Annotated in this window: 1 rRNA gene; it reads right to left on the bottom strand. The window is 58.6% G+C overall.

Annotated elements, in window-relative coordinates:
* Window positions 1-220, bottom strand: a 23S ribosomal RNA gene (locus tag EIY87_RS19825); the annotation flags it as partial.

Here is a 220-nt window from a genome sequence, read left to right as displayed (position 1 = left end):
GCTTTGGGTGGTTAGTATCAAACGCCTCGTCATGGGCGCACATGCTCGGGTACGGGAATATCAACCCGTTGTCCATCGACTACGCCTGTCGGCCTCGCCTTAGGTCCCGACTTACCCTGGGCGGATTAGCCTGGCCCAGGAACCCTTGGTCATCCGGCGGCAGAGTTTCTCACTCTGCATTCGCTACTCATGCCTGCATTCTCACTCCCACACCCTCCAC

The sequence above is a fragment of the Amycolatopsis eburnea genome, from assembly GCF_003937945.1.
Classification (GTDB): Bacteria; Actinomycetota; Actinomycetes; order Mycobacteriales; family Pseudonocardiaceae; genus Amycolatopsis; species Amycolatopsis eburnea.
This window is presented reverse-complemented; position numbering and strand designations above follow the sequence as displayed.